The sequence below is a fragment of the Pseudomonas mediterranea CFBP 5447 genome (assembly GCF_000774145.1).
GTDB classification, from domain to species: domain Bacteria; phylum Pseudomonadota; class Gammaproteobacteria; order Pseudomonadales; family Pseudomonadaceae; genus Aquipseudomonas; species Aquipseudomonas mediterranea.
Genome location: NZ_KN322987.1, coordinates 326556 through 341511 on the forward strand (window position 1 = coordinate 326556; position 14956 = coordinate 341511).

General features: G+C 63.5%; 16 protein-coding genes. 1 reads left to right on the forward strand and 15 read right to left on the reverse strand.

Features of this window, described 5'->3' with window-relative positions; all coding sequences use genetic code 11:
- Positions 1–207 precede the first annotated feature (207 nt).
- The 12 genes from N005_RS21595 to N005_RS21650 form a co-directional block, all read right to left on the reverse strand.
- Positions 208–1029 carry a DUF4198 domain-containing protein gene (locus N005_RS21595; protein WP_047703048.1) on the reverse strand — a complete coding sequence of 274 codons (822 nt, stop codon included), beginning with the start codon at positions 1027–1029 and terminating at the stop codon, positions 208–210.
- 8 nt (positions 1030–1037) lie between these two features.
- On the reverse strand, positions 1038–1361 hold the full coding sequence (locus tag N005_RS21600) for a hypothetical protein (protein ID WP_052126432.1): 324 nt from the start codon (positions 1359–1361) through the stop codon (positions 1038–1040).
- Complete coding sequence (locus N005_RS21605; RefSeq protein ID WP_230164176.1) at positions 1358–2332, reverse strand: metal ABC transporter solute-binding protein, Zn/Mn family; 975 nt, start codon at positions 2330–2332, stop codon at positions 1358–1360. The genes N005_RS21600 and N005_RS21605 overlap by 4 nt, the downstream gene beginning before the upstream one ends.
- Entirely contained in the window at positions 2329–3234 is a 906-nt protein-coding gene (locus N005_RS21610) for a metal ABC transporter permease (protein WP_047703050.1), read from the reverse strand. Before N005_RS21610 ends, N005_RS21605 begins: the two co-directional genes overlap by 4 nt.
- Complete coding sequence (locus tag N005_RS21615) at positions 3231–3911, reverse strand: metal ABC transporter ATP-binding protein (protein ID WP_047703051.1); 681 nt, start codon at positions 3909–3911, stop codon at positions 3231–3233. Before N005_RS21615 ends, N005_RS21610 begins: the two co-directional genes overlap by 4 nt.
- Before the next feature lie 14 nt (positions 3912–3925).
- Complete coding sequence (locus tag N005_RS21620; RefSeq protein ID WP_047703052.1) at positions 3926–4861, reverse strand: metal ABC transporter solute-binding protein, Zn/Mn family; 936 nt, start codon at positions 4859–4861, stop codon at positions 3926–3928.
- On the reverse strand, positions 4858–5619 hold the full coding sequence (locus N005_RS21625; RefSeq protein WP_174245313.1) for a DUF6162 family protein: 762 nt from the start codon (positions 5617–5619) through the stop codon (positions 4858–4860). Before N005_RS21625 ends, N005_RS21620 begins: the two co-directional genes overlap by 4 nt.
- Positions 5619–6107 carry a DUF6644 family protein gene (locus tag N005_RS21630; RefSeq protein WP_047703053.1) on the reverse strand — a complete coding sequence of 163 codons (489 nt, stop codon included), beginning with the start codon at positions 6105–6107 and terminating at the stop codon, positions 5619–5621. Before N005_RS21630 ends, N005_RS21625 begins: the two co-directional genes overlap by 1 nt.
- 38 nt (positions 6108–6145) lie before the next feature.
- Positions 6146–6634 (reverse strand): DUF6644 family protein, encoded by a 489-nt coding sequence (locus tag N005_RS21635; RefSeq protein WP_047703054.1) that lies wholly within the window; start codon positions 6632–6634, stop codon positions 6146–6148.
- Positions 6635–6654: 20 nt separating this feature from the next.
- The gene (locus tag N005_RS21640; protein WP_081993316.1) at positions 6655–8163 is read right to left on the reverse strand and encodes an alpha/beta hydrolase domain-containing protein; all 1509 of its coding nucleotides are present in this window, start codon (positions 8161–8163) and stop codon (positions 6655–6657) included.
- A 37-nt stretch (positions 8164–8200) separates the two neighbouring features.
- A complete protein-coding gene (locus N005_RS21645; RefSeq protein ID WP_047703055.1) occupies positions 8201–8968 on the reverse strand; it encodes a hypothetical protein in 768 nt (255 codons plus the stop codon).
- A gap of 65 nt (positions 8969–9033) precedes the next feature.
- The gene (locus tag N005_RS21650; protein ID WP_047703056.1) at positions 9034–9426 is read right to left on the reverse strand and encodes a DUF6152 family protein; all 393 of its coding nucleotides are present in this window, start codon (positions 9424–9426) and stop codon (positions 9034–9036) included.
- A 332-nt stretch (positions 9427–9758) separates the two neighbouring features.
- Here N005_RS21650 and N005_RS21655 point away from each other — a divergent pair, with 332 nt between their 5' ends.
- Entirely contained in the window at positions 9759–11096 is a 1338-nt protein-coding gene (locus N005_RS21655; protein WP_047703057.1) for an alginate export family protein, read from the forward strand.
- A gap of 102 nt (positions 11097–11198) precedes the next feature.
- Here the strand turns inward: N005_RS21655 and N005_RS21660 are convergent, their stop codons facing one another.
- The 3 genes from N005_RS21660 to N005_RS21670 form a co-directional block, all read right to left on the reverse strand.
- Positions 11199–11762, reverse strand: coding sequence for a cytochrome b (locus N005_RS21660; RefSeq protein WP_047704087.1), 564 nt, complete (start codon positions 11760–11762; stop codon positions 11199–11201).
- Positions 11763–11888: 126 nt separating this feature from the next.
- The gene (locus tag N005_RS21665; RefSeq protein WP_047703058.1) at positions 11889–13343 is read right to left on the reverse strand and encodes an aldehyde dehydrogenase family protein; all 1455 of its coding nucleotides are present in this window, start codon (positions 13341–13343) and stop codon (positions 11889–11891) included.
- 43 nt (positions 13344–13386) lie between these two features.
- Positions 13387–14763 (reverse strand): aspartate aminotransferase family protein, encoded by a 1377-nt coding sequence (locus tag N005_RS21670; RefSeq protein WP_047703059.1) that lies wholly within the window; start codon positions 14761–14763, stop codon positions 13387–13389.
- Between the last annotated feature and the right edge of the window lie 193 nt (positions 14764–14956).

Sequence of the window (14956 nt, forward strand, 5' to 3'; positions counted from 1 at the left end):
ATCGGGGCTGATTTCCGCCAGGATCATCAGGGCCGCGGCCCCGACCGCAACGGCGTCGGAGCCGGCGGAGCCCAGTTGCACGCGTGGGTACTGGCGGTCCGCGCGACTGCTGATGGAGCGACTCAGGGGCTCGAGCCTGCGGATCAGTTCCTGTCGCGCTCAGTCGTTAGACGGATTCCTGCCAATTGGATGCTGCCGCCGGCGTCGTCATTTCATGTCCCTGGCCTGCACCCACAGCACGGCGTCCTGGGACAGGGGTTTGCCCTTGTGGGTTTTCGTCGCACCGATGTTGAGTGCCGCGATGCCCCACCAGCCGGCGCGGGGCAGGCCGATGGTCACGACCCCTTCGGCATCGGCGTAGGTGCTCAGCACGTTGAAGGATGGTTGCGGAGCCGTGACATAGGCTTGCGGACCAAAGGCATTGTTCTCGAAGTCGATGGCGTGGTTGAGGTATTCGATTTCGACCCTGGCGTTCGGGACGGGCTTACCGTCGGCCAGCACCCGGGCGCGGAATACGCCGCCGGTCCAGTTTGCATAAGGCTTGCTCAGGGGCTGGATCTCCACCGGCAAGCCCTGGGGCTCGGCCCATTGGCCGGGCACGCCGCCGACATTGACGATCAGCTTGGTGAACTGCTGGATGTACAGGTCTTCCTCGGCTTCCAGGTACGGCTCGGGTTCGAGCACGAAGACATGGTCGCCCATCGAGCGCATCAGCTCCCGTGGAATCGTCGCGCGATAGGCGGCCGCCCGATTATCGCGGGTGTGCCATTCGATGGGGCGCAAGTACTTGAGCAGGTCGGCTTTCTCCCCGCCCAGCGAACTGGTGTGGCTGAAAATGCGCGGCTCACCCATGGCCATGGTGGGGCCGCCGGCGAAGGGGTGGGTGAAGACGACCGCGAACTCCAGTTGGTCCCCACGCTGCAACGCCGTTTCTTCGACATAGAGCATCTGGAAATGCGCCTGTGCGACGCCGGTCAGGCAGAGGGAGGCCGCAGCGAGGGCCTGGAGCAGTGTTCTCTTGTTGATCATGGGCGGTTTCACTTTGAGATGTCTGAGGACTGGATCGTGACGTCATGGCCGTCGCCGCCGAGGAACAGCACCGAGTAGTTTTCGCTCGGGGGTTGGAAGCGGTAGGTATTGTCCTGGCCGACGGCGCCTTCGAGCAGCACCTTGTCGCTCATGTCCCGGACATGGATTTTCCGGCCGGCGGCGGAACTGCCGTCGGTGAAGCCGGCCTCGCACTTCACCCAGTCATCGCTGTCGATGTAGCAGTCGAAAACAGGCGCATGGGCGAAGGCCGTCTGGCAGAACAGCAGGGCACCTGCCATCGATAGCCGATGTACTGAGCAAAGGGGTTTCATAAGGACTCCACGGTCGGCTTGATTATTGGGGAGGCGAAGGCGGCCAGCAGTGCGTCCAGGTTCGAGCGCAGGAGCGCCTCGTACCCGTTGGCCGCGTCGGCGAACAGGCCCGGGTTGCCCGCGTCCAGGATCAGCAACCGAGCGCCGCCATCCTCGATGGCCTTGGCGGTCCTGGCGTCCGGTGCCCATTTGTGGACGACCACGTGGATGTCGCGCTCGCGCAGGTATCGGGTCAGTGCGGCACGGTCGTCGTCGCTCCAGTCGATGTCCTGCCGGACAAACCAGCCATCGACAAAGATGTCGAACTCGCCGAACAGGTAGATGAATTCGTTGGCCAGCGACAGCACCCGTGGATCCGGCAGTTCCACCAGCCGGGCGCCGTATTCGGCCTTGAGCTGGCGCAATCGGTCCTCCAGCGTGGCGAGGTTGCGAGTGATCCGAGGGGCATCGGCGGGGGACAGGCGCACCAGATCGGCGGTGATCAGCGCCGCCATGCGCATGGCGTTGACGGGGCCGAGCCAGGCGTAGGGCGACGGGCCGACACCGACATCACGCGGACCGGCCCAGGGCACGTCGTTCGCCGGTGTACGGACCACCGCCACGCCGGGCTTGACCGGGTCCCAAGAGCGCGAGGCATCGATTTCGATGATCCGCAGGTTGTGGCGACGGGCCGCCGCATACAACGGATCGGCGCGCCAGAGGCTGCTCAGGGTGACCACCGCGTCGGCCTGCAGGAACACCTTGGCGTCCAGGCGCGACAGCGCATTGGCCTGGCTTTCCATGGGCACGGCAGCGTCCGATGGAATACGGACCACCTCGATGCTCGTACCCTCGCTGAGCGCCGAGGTGAGCGCGTGCACGCCCGGCAGTGCGACCAGCACCCGGGGACCGGCGAAGGCATTGAGCTGGCTGCCCAGCAGCAGTGCCAGCACCACCAGCCAGGATCGACGTGACAGGCCGAGCGGCTTCATACGCTGGCCCCCCTGAATCGGGACGTGGAGGCGCGGATGACGGCGGTCACGACGAACACAAGGGCGGCGACGATCACGATGGCACCGCCGGTGGGCACCGGTATCTGGTATTGCATCGGTGCGAGGATGCCGACCACGCAGGCAAACGTTGCAATCAGAATGGCAAGGGTGACCAGCCCCGGGAGTGAACGGCTGACGTTGCGTGCGGCCGCCGCCGGTATCAGCAACAGGGCTTCCACCAGCACGGCGCCGATGATCTTCAGGCAGGCGACCGTCACCAGGGTGACGAGCACGACGAACAGGTATTCGACGACACGCACCGGCACGCCGCGGGCATGGGCCAGGCTCGGGTTGAGGCTCGCCAGCAGAATGCTGTTGTACAGCGGCAATCCGACCAGGGCACAGGTCGCCGTGACGATCAGCAGCACGTTCATGTCGGTGTGGTCCACCGCCAGGATGGAGCCGAACAGTACGCTTTCCATCACATGGGTGTTGATCTTCGCCGACACGAACAACAGCAACGAGGCGCCGACCGCCAGCGAGATCGACAGGAACACGCCGATCAGCGTGTCGTTGGACAGGGTGGTGCGATGCTGGGTGTACTTCAATGTCAGGGCGAACAGCACGCAGAAACCGAACATCGACAGGTAGGGGGAGGTGTAGGATTCGCCGATCAGCACGCCAATGGCCACGCCAGTCATCGCCGCATTGCCCACCGCCTGGCTGAAGAAGGCCATGCGCTTGATCATCACCATGGAACCCAACACACCCAGCAACGGCCCGATGAGCAGTGCGCAGAGCAGCGCGTTGATCACGAACTCGTATTCGAACGGCTGCGGCAGCAGGTGGCTCGCGGCAAGTGCCTGGAGGTGGTCGCGGATGAACGTGTAGAAGGCGTTCATCGGCTGCTCTCCAGATGCTGGGCGACCTGATGGGGAGGGCCATCGAATATCACCCGCAGGTTGATGCCGGTGACCGACTGCGCAATGCGCCTGACCTGGCCCAGGTCATGGTTGATCCAGAGGATGGTGACGCCGCTCTGGTGCAGCTCGGCCACCAGCGCTTCCACCAGGAGTACGCCCGCTTCATCGATGCCGGCGGTCGGTTCGTCGAGGATCAGCAGCCACGGCACCGGGGTGATCGCCTGGGCCAGCAGCACACGCTGGCGTTCGCCACCGGACAGGCTGCCAAAGGGTTTGCTGCCCATTCCGGCGACGCCGGTACGCTCCAGGGCCCCGGCAGTGGCCGCCCGGGTAGCGCGGGCCGAACCCAGGAACGCCGGCCGGCGTTGGCCGAGCAGGGCCATGACATCGTTGACGGTCATCGGCACGTTGCGGTCGAAATCCAGCAATTGCGGGACATACCCCAACGGCCTGGAGAGCCCGCCTTCAAAGCGGATGGCCCCGGAGTGCGGCATTTGTCCCAGCAGCGCGCGCACCAGGGAGGTCTTGCCGCCGCCGTTCGGACCGACCAGGCAATGGAGGGCACCGGCCTCGATCCGGAAGCTCACGGCGTCGAGCACTCGCGTACCGCCCAGTTGCAGTGAAACGTTGTCGAACACCACGGCGGGTCCGCGCATCGCTGGTTCCTCCCTCATTGTTGTTGTGTGAACTCGACGGCCTCGGCCAGGGTCTCGAGGTTCTCGCTCATCGCCACCTCGAATTCGTCGGCGCTGTAGCGGCTGCCGGTGATATGGGACAGGGCGAAGACCCTGACGCCGGTCGCCGCCTCGATAGGTTTGGCCAGGTCGATGGAAAAGTACTTCTCGGCGAACAGCACGCGGACGTTGGCTTTCTTGATCGCGTCGATGGTATTGGCCAGCTGCCGCGCGGTCGGCGCAACGCCGTGACGCGGCTCGATGACGGCGCTCACGAACAGGCCGAACTCCTGCATCAGGTAGTCGTAGCCGGCATGGGTGGTGGCGCATCGGAACGAAGACAGGTCCAGGTTGGCAAACCGCGTCATGAAGCGCGCCCGCAGCGCACGGATACGCCCGGCATAGGCCAGAGCGTTGTGTCGATAGGCCGCGGCGTTGTCCGGGTCCAGTTCGCCCAAGCGGCGAGCGATCTCGAACACCTGTTGTATCGCCGCGGTGGTGGAGACGAATGTATGCGGGTTGACCACCTTGGCACCGCCCTGGTCGCCGCCGATGGGGATGAGGGCAACGGTGGCGTTGGCCTGGATGATCGGCAGGTTCTCGCTGCGCCCGGCGGCCTTGACGATCTGGAAGGCCCATTGGTCGTGGCCGATGCCATTGACGACCAGCGCATCGAGGCTCATCGCGCGGGTGATGTCGGCGGGTTGCGGCTGGTAGTTGTGTGGGTTCGCCTCCGCCGGAATGAGCGCAACGACCTCCGCCCGATCGCCGACGATGTTTGCCACGAAGCTGTAGTAGGGATGCAGGGTGACGCCGACCTTGAGCTTCTTGCCCTCGGCGTGTGCCTGGCCGAGGAGCAGGAGGGCGGGTATCAGCATCAGCAGCGCGAACCAGCGGCGCAGCGGTGCGCGGTGTTTTGCAGGGGCGGTCATGGCTGGGTTCCTTTTACGCGTTCGACTTCGCGGGTGCCGTCATAGGGAATGACCTGGCGCCAGCCCTTGCTGACCAGCGATTCAGGCTTGACGATGCCGGGGTAGGGGGCGTTCGGGTCCCGGTGGACCCAGATCGTCGCCTGGTTGGCCCACATGACACCGGCATGGGCGTGCCCGATCACCAGCAGGTAGGCGCTCTGGCCCGGCACGCTACCGCCGGAGCCGTAGTAGACCGTGGCGCCCTGGCCCAGGGTGGCTTGCGAGACCTCGCTGACGTTCTTGTCCGCAGGGGGCGCGTCGTCAATGTGCTGGTCGCCGGAAAGGCTGTGGGGTTGGTGGGTGCCAGGCAGAATCAATTGCCAGTGCACCTGGCCGTTTTTCTTCCAGAATGCGTCGCGGTAGAACGGCGGCAGCACCAGCTCCTGGGCATGCTCCAGGGTGATCCAACCGCCGGTGTCGTTGTTGAACCAGATGATCTCTTCACCGGCAGGCAACAGCGCGCTATGAATGGCCTGATCGACCGTACCCAGGCCATCGAAGGATCGCACCTGCCAGCTCAATGCAGTGGGCGGGCCGACTGCCTGGGGGCGCAGCAGTACATAACCGGCCACGCCGGCGATGACCGCCAGGGTCGCCAACAGCATCGCCAGGGACTCCCACCGACCGGACACCGGGCGCACCACATTGACGGCTTCGCCGTGGTCGCCGCCGGGCAGGCGTGTGGTGGGCCGAGGCCAACGTGGCAGTAGGCGCGCCATCAGAAAAACGCGATCCAGCGGCCAAGGCAGATTACGCCGGCCCACAGCACCATCGAACCGAAGCCGGCGACACGGGCACGGCCGGGGGGCGGCAGCGTCGTGTCCCATTCGCCGATCCGGCGAAAGACCCCCAGGTGGAAGATCCCCATGTTGAGGCCCGCCAGCAGCAACAGCCCCATCTTTGCCCAGAAAACCGGGTTCTGGGCATAGGTGGAGGCGTTGGAGACGAACATGAGCAGCCCCGTGATCACGCATGCCGCGAAGGCGACCCAGGTGTATGGCAACAATTCCTGGATCAGCCTTAGCGCGCTACGGCGATGGGACGCAATACCCAGCAGGCGCAAGTCCACCACGGCGATGGTCCCGAACACCAGCGCGATACCGATCACGTGTACTGATTCCAGGGTTGGAAAGGCGAAGCCCGACTCTCTGATCAGGGAGGCGACAGAGGTGGCCTCAAGGGCTTGCAAGTTCGATTGAATATCCATGGCAAATACCTGAGAGCGTTTGTTGAAGATGCGCGCCGTTAGATCGTGTAGGCGATCCAGCGGCCGCAGAAGATCACCACGCACCACAAGGCGATCGACAGCCAGGCCAGCGTCTTGACCAAGCCGTCCGTGCCTTCGCTGCGTGCCGGATCGGCAGGGCGCAGCAACGGGCGTCGGACCCACCAGGCCAGGGTGAACGCACTGACCACCAAGGCCATCTTCAGCCAGAACGTCGAGTTGACGAGCACCCGGTCCGGCTCGCCGATGGTCATGACCAACCCCGTCAGGAGCAGGACGACGAGCGCATTGCGCATCCACGGGTAATAGCGACGGATGACGCCGCGCATGGGCTCGTCCGTGGCGAACACACCGGCCAGCCGAAGGTCGGAGATGACGGCGGAGCCGAAGATCACCGCAATGGCCACGATATGAATGGACTGGACCGTGGGCACGACCCAGAGCATGTCCCTGATGGCGGTGCTCACCGGTGTGGCGTAGAGCCAGTCAATGATCGGTGCTGATGACATGTGCTTTCTCCCACAGTGGGTTAGAAGTCTTGGGGTTTGGCGATCGGACGCAGGCCCGGTGCATCTTCCGGGAGGAGATAGCCTTCCTCGATCGAAATGGCCTTGGCGTCCTCGAACTGCCGTTCGTAGTTGCCGAAGCTGCCATAGCGCTGCCCGAGTCGGTCCTTGGCGTAGGGCACCTTGGTGTCGTAGATCAGGCCGCAGTTGGTTTCCTGGTCCGTGAGGTAGGTCGCGCTGGGCACTTGCACCCACGGCGGACGCACGCCGCCTTGCAGGTTGCCGGTCGCGGGGTCGCGTACGACGGTCTTGCCCTCGCGTAGCACGCGGGGCGCCTTGGGCATCGGTTTGCCGTCGCGCACCCATTGGTCCATGCCATCCAGCAGTGCCGAGACCACCAATTCTGCCGGCTCGTCGTACAGCGTCCGGCACTGTGGGTCGTCGCCTTTGCCGATGTCCGCCGCGACGTGTTCGGTATGCTCCGTGCCGAGGTCGGCCAGGCGCAGGTGCGGCATGCCGGTCACTTCGTAATAACGCAGTTGCGGGCTGTCGGTGTCGGGCGGCAGGTCGATGCCTTCGAGCACGTCGTGCATCAGTTCGGACTGGCTGTAGACGGTCACGAACGGCACATCCACGGGCATCTGCCGCGGCACGCGGATAACGTCGCCGCCGACCTCGCCATAGGCCATGCGACCGGTCATATAACCGTCGATCAGCGGCGTCGCGTCGGGCATGCGCCATTGCTGGTGCCGGCCCTGGTCGAGGTAGTCCATCCAGACTTGCGCGGTCACGGCCCAGCTGTTGACGTAGACTCGATGCACGTCGAGGTTCGCCAACGGGCCTTGCGCCGAATGGGTCTTCAGCAGCAACGCCAGCTGTGCCCCGATGCCCTGGGACTGTGGCACGAATGGATCGGGCCCGTTGCCGCGGGTGAAGCGTTGCGGGTCGTAATAGCTGCCCAGCGGCGCATAGCGTGCATAGTCGAAGCGACGCATGAACTCGAAATTAACGATGCGTCCGTATTGGGCGATCTGCTCGGCCTCGGCGGCCGGGGTCTCGGCGATGAACTTGGGGTCCACTGCCGGCTTGTTGAGGTTCAAGGTGTAGCCGACGTAGGCGTAGCCGCGACGCAACAGGTAATCGCGGGTCAGGATCCAGCCGGCGCCGCGCTCGCCAAACCAACTGAACGGTTCGATCACCACCGTGCCGTTGAAGCGCGTCGGGTCCGCTGGTTTACGGACCAGGATGCGCGTGGTGTAAGGCGCCTCGAAGAGGCTTTTACCCGCTGCGGTAATGGCCGGCGCCACGCCTTGCAGGTAATACTCCTCCTCGACGTAGCCATACCGGTTGAGGTCGCTGTATTCGGTACCCTGGGCGTTGGCCGACGAGAGCGGTGGCTTGCCTGAAGGCGGCACCGGAACCACGGTGGGCATCCTGGGCACCTCTGCGAACGCGCTCGACAGCAGGAGCAGCGACACAAGGGCGCCCTGCAACGTCGGCCGCAGGATGTCGAAAGGCATCAGTCGTTCCATCCGGTGACTCCAAAGGGTTGTCGAGGGGGTTGTGGCGTCAGTCACGGCGCAGGCTCGTCTTGCCCTCGCTGTCGATCACGATCTGGTTGTTCTCACAGACGTATTCTTGGATGCGGTAGTCGGAGCGCTTGTATTCGAACGTGAAGCGGTAGGGCGTGTTGAGCACCTGCGGATCCTCGATCAACACCTGGTCTTCCAGATGATCAGGCGCGGTCAGCCGCAGACGTTCGGTGATCTTCATGTCCTTGCTGTGGGGAACGCCGTAGAACGCCACGTCATCGGTGCGCACGCCCAGGGTTTCCACGACGAGGGTGTCGCCTTCCCAGTGGCCGCGCGAATGGCCTTGATAGGTCGGGTCCAGCTTCTCCTTCGGCGGCATCGCTTCGTTCAGGAAAATCCGCCGCACCTGCTGGAGGTACTCGCCCAGGACCACCACTTGTTTATCGTCGTAGATGATCTGGATCGGGAAGAGCGCCGCCATCAACACCGGCATCCCCTCCGGCAGGCATCGGGCGCTGGTGGTGGCCAGCGGCGTGCCGGCTTCGTTCGCCGCGGCTTCCTTCTTCTTCAGCTCGGCGTACTGACGGGCGTAGGGCTCCTTCAGCTCCATCGGTCCGCCCGGATGCACCGGATCGTCCGGGTTCTCGCCGAACCAGTCGTCCGGGGTTCTTTCCCAGGTGCCGCTGATGTCGGGTGCCTTGGCTGCGCCTTGTTTGGGCGTTGTCGCCATGCTCAGCCCGGCGAATGTCATGAGGGCGATGCCCAGGAAAATCATTGCCGGATTCAAGGTTCGTGTCGGTTTCATTCAAGCGTCTCCACCTTGTTGGTTTGTGCCATCGAGTACCCAATGAAGCAGGGGAGCGAGCGGACTCATCCACCGCCGGTGAGTACGACGTCACCGATCTTGATTTCCACCAGCAACCCACCAGGATCACCGTTCTTCAGTGGCTTGTAGGTGACCTCGGCGTTCTCGCCGGCCTTGATCGAATCCGCCGTCCAGCCCGTGCGGCTCAATGCGTTGACGCTGCCGGTCTCGATCTTGATTTTCTGCGGTGGCGGGCCGGGGACATCGAGGTAGATCGCGATATGAGGGTTGGTCCAGGCAAAGCGCTCGACGACGCCCTTGACCGTGATCGTCCTGGTCTGGTCGAAAATCGCGAACGAATGGTGGGCCGTGGCAACGGCGGGAAGGACGCCGCAGGCGACGATGGTCAGCAGGCGAAGCCCCTGACGGAATGACGGAAAGGATGGCGTGGGGGTCATGACGGGGGCCTCGTTCTTATGCGTTCTTATGGGGCCAGCATAAGAGCGGCATGGACCGGAGCCGTAACCCAAAACGGCAACTTCTCAAGCCCGAAAGCTGTTTCCACTCATCAATGTGGCGAGGGAGCTTGCTCCCGCTGGGGCGCGAAGCGGCCCTGTCCTTGGACCTGCTGCACAGTCGAGCGGGAGCAAGCTCCCTCGCCACGGTTGGGGTTGCGACTGACGTCGAGGACGAGCGGCCCGTGGTACTTGCTGATTTGGGTTACCGCTTGCGCAACCCAAGCCGAAACACTCCCGTCTCGCCTCATAAATATAAAAACAGGAGAGACGTCATGCGCACCCCCATCTATGCCCCCATGCTTTCATTGGTCGCACTCTGTACATTCGAGCCGCAGGCTCACGGCTACGAGCTCTATAACGAAGGCGATGGCACCACCGTGCTGAACGCCGACCTGTGGGCCGGCTTTGGCTGGTTCGGCAGCCAGGAAAACTACATCGCAGACCCGGAAAAAGAGCCCGGCAGCATGCGCTGGCAGGAAGGCTTTGCCAAATACGGCCTGAGCGGCATGACGGACAAAATCGCTGCCGGTTCGGTGTACGGCGGATTCAGCCTGATCAGCACCGGATCATGGGGCGATGGAGACCCCGGAGCGCTCACCGACGGCACTGAGCGAAGAACCGCCGTAGAGGACGCCTACCTGGGCTGGAAGTCGGGCGATCTGGTTCCCGCGTTGGGCCAGGATGGCGTCGATTTCTCTTTCGGCCGCCAGCTCGTCACGGTGGACGGGTTCCTGATTACCGATGATGGTTTTGCCCCGGGTAAGGCCTTCAACCCCATCGAAGGCGTTGCGGATGGCCGGTTCAATCGCGGCGGTGCCTTTTACCTCGGCCCGCGGTTGGCGTTCGGCAACACCGCCGTCTTGAAGCTGGGCGGCACCGAGGGACTGCACGGTAGCCTGCTGTGGTTGAAATCGGATAACCCCGGTCAGTCCAAGACCGAAGTGGCCGCAGCCACTGTCGACTACACCACGCCCATCGGTTCGATCGGTTCGACTTACGTGCACGGCCTGGACGTCGAAAAGCGCTATGCCTTCGCGGATCGGCTCGAGCGCAAGGGCATGGACATCTACAGCATCCGTGGCCAGGGCAACGCCGGCATCGAGAATGCCGATTTCGCCTTCGAGGTGGCGCGACAGGAAAAGCGTTCGGGGTCGCAGCGAGCGATGTTCTTCGACGTCGGCTACACCTTCGCCGACGTCAAGTGGCAACCGACGGTCAGCTACCGCTATGCACGCTATTCCGAGGGCTGGGACTTCCTGTTCCAGGGCGGCTATCGCAAACGCTATCAAGGTGAGGTTGCGGTGAATTACGCCGGCTCGGTCACCTCGAACATGCAGACCCAGGATGTGCTTCTTTCGGTCAAACCGACCGACAAATTGACCCTCAACGCAATGGTCTTCGACTTCCACCAGCTCTCCGATCGACAGGAGCGGGACTACAGCGCTCGCGAGGTCGATCTGTTCCTGGATTGGATGGTGACGGACAACCTCACGCTGTCGCCGCTGATTGGCTTCTACAAGCCGGACAAGTGGCTTGGAAACGGTGGCCTGCAGAGTGGCAGCGCCTCGACCAATACCTACTTCCAGTTCATTGCCTGGGTCACTTTCTGAAACTTCGGGAAATGCACATGAAAACGATCCGGCAGGACTTTTGACAACTGCCTCCACACCGAGCGATGAAGCGTGGGCGTTTTGCGCCCACGCCTCATTCAATCACAGCATGCGACGCAGCACGTCTTTGTGCGGATCCCGGTCGAGGAACCGATGCTTGAGGGCGCCGGCGATGTGCAGCAGGATCAGGACGAGCAGGGTATAGGCGAGTACTTTGTGCAGCCATTGGAACACGACGAACCAATCGTCATTTTTCGGCAGCAGCTCCGGGAGGTTGACCCCGAAAAAGAACACCCCATCACTCATCGTATAGGTGCTCGACATGGAGTAACCCATCAACGGCACGATCACCAGCAGCCCATACATGACCCGTTGCACCAGGTTTGACATCACCTGTTCAGGCCCGGTCAGGGTGTGCAGCGGCTTCGGCAACCTGGGCGTCATGTAGCGCAGGGCGATCTGGACCAGCACCACCAGGAACGTCAACACGCCGAAGGATTTGTGCCAGGGGTAATAGAGCTCGTACTTGCTTGCCACTTCATCGTTCATCCCGGTCATGTGCCAGCCTGCCCAGAGGAGACCGGCTACGAGCACGGCACGCACCCAGTGCAACAGCAGCAGGGACGTTGGATACCGATCAATTATCTCTTGATTTGTGGTGTTCATCGCAGTCGCCTCATCAATCATCAATCATCAATCATCAATCATCAAAGACATCGGGAATGCACGTTGAACCACCACCCTCGGCGCCTCGCAAGGTTTGGAGGGTGGTCGCTCAGTGCACTATTGTTCTCAGGCAGGCAGCAGTACGGTGATGACCTTCTCCTCGGTGTAGGCCAGTGCGCCGCTGAATCCTCCTTCACGGCCAATACCGCTGTCCTTGACGCCGCCCCAGGGCAGGTTGGCATCCAGCGGGCTCCAGCAGTTCACGCCCACGGCGCCGGCCTTCACTGCCGCGGCGACGCGATGGGCTCGCACCAGGTTGCTCGTCCACACCGTGGCCGCGAGGCCGTAGCTGGAATCGTTGGCCAATGCGACAGCTTCTTCCTCGGTATCGAAGGCAATCACCGTGCCGACCGGGCCGAAAATCTCGTCCCGGGCAATAGACATGTCATTGCGGGCATTGGCGAAGATCGTCGGCCGTACGAACCAACCCTGTTCAGGGTGCGATACGCCGCCGGCCAGCAGCGTAGCGCCTTGATCGATGCCCAGTTGGATGTAACGGTTGACCCGATCGAACTGCGCTTTCTTGGCCACCGGCCCCATCTGCACATCGGGCTGCCGGGGATCACCCACCTTGACGGCACACGCAGCGTTGGCAAGCGCCGCGGCGAAGCGCTCTGCGAGGCTGCGCTGGACCAGGATGCGCGAACCGGCGGCGCAGACCTGGCCCTGGTTGGCGAACAGGCCGAGGGTGCAACCAAACAGCGCATCGTCGAACGGCGCGTCGTCGAAGACAATCTGCGGGCTCTTGCCGCCCAGCTCCAAGGCCACGCGCTTGAACAGCACACCGGCGGTGCGCTGGATCTCGCGTCCGGCCTCGGGGCTGCCGGTGAAACTGATCTTGGCGACATCCGGGTGTTCGCACAAAGCGCGGCCGACTTCCTCACCGTAACCGGTGACCACGTTGATCACACCGTCAGGGAAGCCCGCTTCCTGGGCCAGGGCCGCCAGATGCAGGGCGGATTGCGGCGTTTCTTCCGACGGCTTGACCACCACGGTGCAACCTGCCGCCAGCAACGCGGCGAGTTTCCACACGGTGATCATCAGCGGCGAATTCCAAGGCACGATGGCCCCGACCACGCCCACCGGTTCGCGTACGGTGTAGGAAAGGGTCTTGGTGCCGAAGTAGCCGCCGGAAGGGATGGTGCGACCTTCGAGCTGATTGGCCCAGCCGGCGGCGGCGCGCAGGTTGGCGAGGACGTTGGGAATGTCCAGGCGACGCGGCTCCATTGGCGAGCGCCCGATGGCGTCGGCGTCCATGTCGGCGAGCAGGTCGGTGTCGCGCTCCACCAGGTCCGCCAGTTTCAGCAGCAGCCGGCCGCGCTGGGCGCCGTCGAGCTGGCTCCAGGCACCCCCTTCAAGCTGCTTGCGGGCGGCCGCCACGGCGCGGTTCACGTCCTCGGCCGTACCGCGCGCGGCGCTGCCGTAGACCTGTTCCGTCACGGGGTTGATGAGGTTCGTTCGACGGCCGTCGGAGGCCTCGAAGGCGCCGCCTTCGATGAAGTGATTCAGATGCTGTGTCATGTTTGGATCCATGAATGTTGTGCAGTGGTCAGGTAGACCCGTTTCATGCCTTGAGGGAGGCCAGGGCGTCGCCGAAGATGTCCAGCGCCTTGAAGAACAGCGCGCGCGAGATCGTCAGCGAGGGCATGACACGCATCACGTTGCTGTAGCGACCGCAGGGGATCATCAGCACGCCGTGGTTCAACAGGTAGCCCATGAGTTGGCCGATCCTGGCGCCTTCCAGCGGTGCCTTGGTGGCCGGGTCCTCGACCAGTTCGATGCCGATCATCAGGCCGCGACCGCGCACTTCACCCACGAACGGGCTCTTGAAGCCGCGGATACGCTCCTGTGCTTCCAGTCCCAGGGTGTGGGCGCGGTTGAGCAGATCGAGTTCCGGATCCTGCAGGATGCTGATGTTGGTCAGCGCCACGGCAGCGGACAACGAGTTGGCGGCGAAGGTATTGGGCACCGAGCCGTCGGGAATCGCGGCAGCCAGGTCCGAGCGCATGATCAGGCCCGCCATGGGCAGGTCGCTGCCGATGCCCTTGCCGAAGGTGAGCATGTCCGGCTTGACGCCCGAGTGCTCGACCGCCCACATCTTGCCGGTCCGTCCGGCGCCGGACTGCACTTCATCGACGATCAACAGCGCGCCGCTGCGGTCGCAGGCCTTGCGCAGGCGTTGCAGGAACTCAGGCGAGGGCGGCACGTAACCGCCTTCACCCTGCACCGGTTCGACAATCACGGCGGCCACGTCATCGGCGGCGGTGTAGGGGGTGTTCAGCAAATAGTCCACGTAATCGCCGGCAATCTGCTCGGCGCTTTTGTGGGTGGTATCGAACGGGAAGCGGTAGGCGTAAGGGTAGGGCGCGTGAATGACACCGCCCATCATGGCGCCGTAGCCCTTGCGGTAGGCCGTACCTGTCGTCAGCGCGCCCGATGCGTTCCACACGCCGTGGTAGCCTCCGTGAAAGGCGATGATCTGGTGTCGCCCGGTGATGCGCTTGGCGAACTTGACCGCGGCCTCCAACGCATCGCTGCCGCTTTGGGTAAAGAACGTGGTGCAATCGCCGCGCAAGCCATCGGGCGCGATCTCGGATATCTTGGCTGCAAGCTCGGTGCGTCGGGTGCTGTTGACTTCCAGGGCGTGCATCAACACTTCGGACTGTTCACGGATGGCCTGCACCACTTTCGGGTGGCAGCGGCCTACGCTGCTGACGCCCACGCCGGCGGACAGGTCGATGTAGGTGTTGCCGTCCGGGTCCTTGAAGGTCGCGCCGAACGCCCGGTCCATGGCCACCGGCATGCGTCCGCCGCCGCGAGCCATGGACTCGGTACGCGCCGACAACGCCAGGGCCTCGCGGGTCATGGGGCCGGGCAGGGTGCTGGAAATAATCCGCGGGGCATCCGCGAAGTGGAGGGATTCAAGTTTGGCTTCACTCATGACGGTCTCTCTGGGTCTCGGTTGTAATGGGCCGATCATCTCCAGCGAGAGCGGCCAGCCGGTAGCCCGAATCGGCACATGGATGAATTGCGCTGAAGGAGGCGGGTGATATTCCGTTAAGGAATTTTGCGCAATTCCTTTATTGTGCGAATATCGGTATGGAAGGCAGGATAAGAACAATAATATTGTAGAG